The 3,430-nt window shown below is 67.1% G+C and carries 4 protein-coding genes and 2 pseudogenes; all 6 read left to right on the top strand.

Going from position 1 to position 3,430, the window contains the following annotated elements; translation table 11 throughout:
• Positions 1 to 385: pseudogene (locus tag JCM9942_RS12480) on the top strand (flagellar biosynthesis protein FlhF); the annotation flags it as partial.
• The gene (locus JCM9942_RS12475; protein WP_054660045.1) at positions 372 to 1,256 is read left to right on the top strand and encodes a MinD/ParA family ATP-binding protein; all 885 of its coding nucleotides are present in this window, start codon (positions 372 to 374) and stop codon (positions 1,254 to 1,256) included. The pseudogene JCM9942_RS12480 and the gene JCM9942_RS12475, both read left to right, overlap by 14 nt.
• Positions 1,253 to 1,999, top strand: coding sequence for an RNA polymerase sigma factor FliA (locus tag JCM9942_RS12470; RefSeq protein ID WP_054660043.1), 747 nt, complete (start codon positions 1,253 to 1,255; stop codon positions 1,997 to 1,999). The genes JCM9942_RS12475 and JCM9942_RS12470 overlap by 4 nt, the downstream gene beginning before the upstream one ends.
• Before the next feature lie 13 nt (positions 2,000 to 2,012).
• Positions 2,013 to 2,405, top strand: a complete 393-nt coding sequence (gene cheY / locus JCM9942_RS12465) for a chemotaxis response regulator CheY (RefSeq protein WP_054660041.1) — start codon at positions 2,013 to 2,015, stop codon at positions 2,403 to 2,405.
• Positions 2,405 to 3,024, top strand: a pseudogene (locus JCM9942_RS12460) (protein phosphatase CheZ). The gene cheY and the pseudogene JCM9942_RS12460 overlap by 1 nt, the downstream one beginning before the upstream one ends.
• Positions 3,025 to 3,028: 4 nt before the next feature.
• Positions 3,029 to 3,430 (top strand): Hpt domain-containing protein (locus tag JCM9942_RS12455; protein ID WP_172675112.1); only part of this gene is annotated, 402 nt, incomplete at its 3' end.

Below are 3,430 nucleotides of genomic sequence, written 5' to 3'. Positions count from 1 at the left end.
GCTGATCGACACCGCCGGCCTGGGCCAGCGCGACCGCGCCCTGGCCGCCCAGCTGCAGTGGCTGCGCGCCGCCGGCCAGATCCGCACCTTGCTGGTACTGCCTGCCAATACCAGTTTCCAGGACATGGACGAGGTGGTACGCCGCTTCGGCGCCGCCAATCCGCAGGGGCTGGTGCTGACCAAGCTCGATGAGACCGGCCGGTTCGGTTCGGCGCTGTCGGTGGCGGTGGACCACAACCTGCCGATCACCTGGGTGACCGACGGCCAGGACGTGCCGGAGGACCTGCATCGCGCCTCGGCGGCGAATCTTGTACTTCGCCTTGAAGATTTGCGCCGCGCGGCCGATATGCCCTGCAACCTGGAGTCCAACAATGCCGTCGCGTGAGTACGCCCAACTGACCAACACCTTCCCGCTTTCGGCCACGCGTCGCGAGCCGGCCGGTCCGGTACGCACGATTGCGATCACCGGCGGCAAGGGCGGCGTGGGTAAAACCAACGTCTCGGCCAATATGGCCGTCGCCCTGGCCGGCATGGGCAAACGCACCCTGCTGCTGGACGCCGACCTGGGCCTGGCCAACATCGACGTGATCCTGGGCCTGCAGCCCAAGCACACCCTGGCCGACCTGGTTGCCGGGCGCTGCACGCTGGACGAGGTGATCATCGAAGGCCCCAACGGCGTGCTGGTGGTGCCGGCCGCATCCGGTCGCCGGCACATGGCCGAGCTGCAGCCGGCCGAGCATGTCGGTCTGGTCAACGTGTTCTCCGAGCTCGAACGCGAGCTGGACGTGATGATCATCGACACCGCCGCCGGCATCACCGACAGCGTGCTGACCTTCTGCCAGGCCGCGCAGGACACAGTGGTGGTGGTCTGCGACGAACCGGCCTCGATCACCGACGCCTATGCGCTGATCAAGGTGCTCTCGCGCGAACGCGGTGTGGACCGCATGCAGGTCGTGGCCAACATGGTGCGCGACCCCAACGAAGGCCGCGTGCTGTACGAGAAGCTGGTGCGCGTGTGCGACAAGTTCCTGGCGGATGTATCGCTGAACTACCTGGGCTGCGTGCCGCAGGACGACTGGCTGCGCCTGTCGGTGCAGCGCCAGCAGCCGGTGGTGAAGGCGTATCCGTCTTCGCCGGCCGCGCTGGCCCTCCAGGAAATCGCGCTGCGAACCTCGCGCTGGGAAGCCCCGACCGAAGCCCGCGGCGGCGTCGAGTTCTTCCTGGAACGCATCATCCAGCGCGGGGTGCCTGCATGAATCCCGCCGCCCAGTACCGTGAAGTGCAACGCGCCAGCAGCAATGACTGCATCGCCCAGCACGCGGACCTGGTACGCCGCATCGCCCATCACATGGCCGCGCGCCTGCCGGCCAGCGTGGAGATCGACGATCTGATCCAGGCAGGCATGATGGGTCTGCTGGAAGCATCGCGCAGCTACGATGCCGACCAGGGAGCATCGTTCGAGACCTATGCCTCGATCCGCATCCGCGGCTCGATGATCGACGAGATCCGGCGCGGCGACTGGGTGCCACGCTCGGTGCACCGGCGTGCCCGTGAAGCGGCCGGTACCATCCGCCGGCTGGAGCAGGCCAGCGGCCGTGCCGCCAGCGCCACCGAGGTGGCCGAGGCCATGGACATCCCGCTGCCCGAGTACATGCGGCTGATCGAAGACGCCTCGCGTGGCCAGGTGCTGAGCCTGGAATCGCGGATCGAGGACCAGGGCGAGCTGGACACGCCGGCCAGCGGCGGCCCGACCCCGCAGCAGATGCTCGAACGCAGCCAGTTCGGCGCCGAACTGGGCAAGGCCATCGCCCAATTGCCCGAGCGCGAACAGCTGGTGCTCTCGCTCTACTACGAGCAGGAATTGAACCTGAAGGAAATCGGCGCGGTACTGGGTGTCAGCGAATCGCGTGTCTGCCAGATCCACGGCCAGGCCACGCTGCGCCTGCGCGGCCGATTGAAGATATTCGAGGCGGCAGACGCCGGACTCGAGGAACCATGAAGAGGAAAGCCCTTTGAACAAGAACATGCGCATCCTGATCGTCGATGACTTCTCGACCATGCGCCGCATCGTCAAGAACCTGCTCGGCGACCTGGGCTTCACCAATACCGCGGAAGCCGAGGACGGGCATGCGGCGCTGTCGCTGCTGCAGAGCCAGCCGTTCGATTTCGTTGTCACCGACTGGAACATGCCGGTAATGACCGGTATCGAGCTGCTCAAGGCGATCCGCGCCGACGCCAGGCTCAAGACCCTGCCGGTGCTGATGGTCACCGCCGAGGCCAAGCGCGAACAGATCATCGAAGCGGCCCAGGCCGGCGTGAACGGCTACATCATCAAGCCGTTCACCGCGCAGACCCTGGAAGAAAAGCTCGGCAAGATCTTCGAGCGTCTGGCGGCGAGCGCCTGATGGCCGGTCACAGCGAAACCCTGGGCGACAAGAGCGCCCTGATCCAGCGCCTGCAGGATGCACTGGCCGCATTGGAGAGCGGTGACGAAGCCGGCTGGCGTCGCGAGATCGACGCGCTGGCCGCGCTGCGCACCCAGCCGATGATGGCCGGCCTGGGCCGGCTGGCCCGCGAACTGGGCCAGGCGCTGGGCGAACTGCCCAGCATCACCACCGATGCCGGCGAACTGGACGATGCCTGCGCGCGCCTGGACCACGTGGTCGAGATGACCGAAAAAGCGACCCATCGCACGCTGGACCTGGCCGAGGAATGCCGCACGCTGACCGAACAGCTGCGCGCCGAAGGCTGAATCCCGGACAGGACGTGATCCTGGACCGCATCCGCCACAACCTCACCGAGGTGGCGCTGACCCAGAGCTACCAGGACCTGACCGGGCAGATCATCCGTCGCGTGGTCGGCATCGTCCGCCGCGTGCACGAAGGCTTCGGTGCGCTGGGGCTGCCGCCACCGGAGGAAGACGCGCGCAATGCCGGGCTGGCTGGCCCGGCGGTCAGCGGCCTGGACCGCCACGCCGTCTCCCAGCATGACGCTGACGACCTGCTCTCGGATCTGGGGCTGTAAACACATGAGTGCTTTTGCCGACGACATCGCCGCCGACTTCATCCTTGAAGCGCAGGAAATCCTCGATCGCCTCGGCGAGCAACTGGTGGCGCTGGAACAGGCCCCGCAGGATGCCGACCAGCTCAATGTGGTGTTCCGCGGTTTCCACACGCTCAAGGGCGGCGCCGGCTTCCTGTCGATCACGCCGATGGTCGAGCTGTGCCATGCGGCAGAAGAAACCCTGGGCATGGCCCGGTCCGGCAAGGCCCAATTGCTGGCCCATCATTTCGATGCCGCCCAGCAATCGCTGGACTGGCTGCAGTCGATGCTCGATGCGGTCTCCGCCGGCACCGACCCGGCCCATGCCCCGGCCAGCCTGATCGCCCAGTTCGACATCGGCGCGGCGCCCGTCGCTGCGCCGGTGAAG

The sequence above is a fragment of the Stenotrophomonas pictorum JCM 9942 genome, assembly GCF_001310775.1.
Classification (GTDB): domain Bacteria; phylum Pseudomonadota; class Gammaproteobacteria; order Xanthomonadales; family Xanthomonadaceae; genus Stenotrophomonas; species Stenotrophomonas pictorum.
The sequence above is the reverse complement of the archived record's forward strand: the minus strand, read 5'-3'. Positions and strand labels throughout refer to the sequence as shown.

Excerpts from the sequence above, each read along its gene's own strand:
- JCM9942_RS12475 (WP_054660045.1), top strand. The coding sequence starts at position 372 with ATGCCGTCGCGTGAGTACGCCCAACTGACCAACACCTTCCCGCTTTCG.
- JCM9942_RS12470 (WP_054660043.1), top strand. The coding sequence starts at position 1,253 with ATGAATCCCGCCGCCCAGTACCGTGAAGTGCAACGCGCCAGCAGCAAT.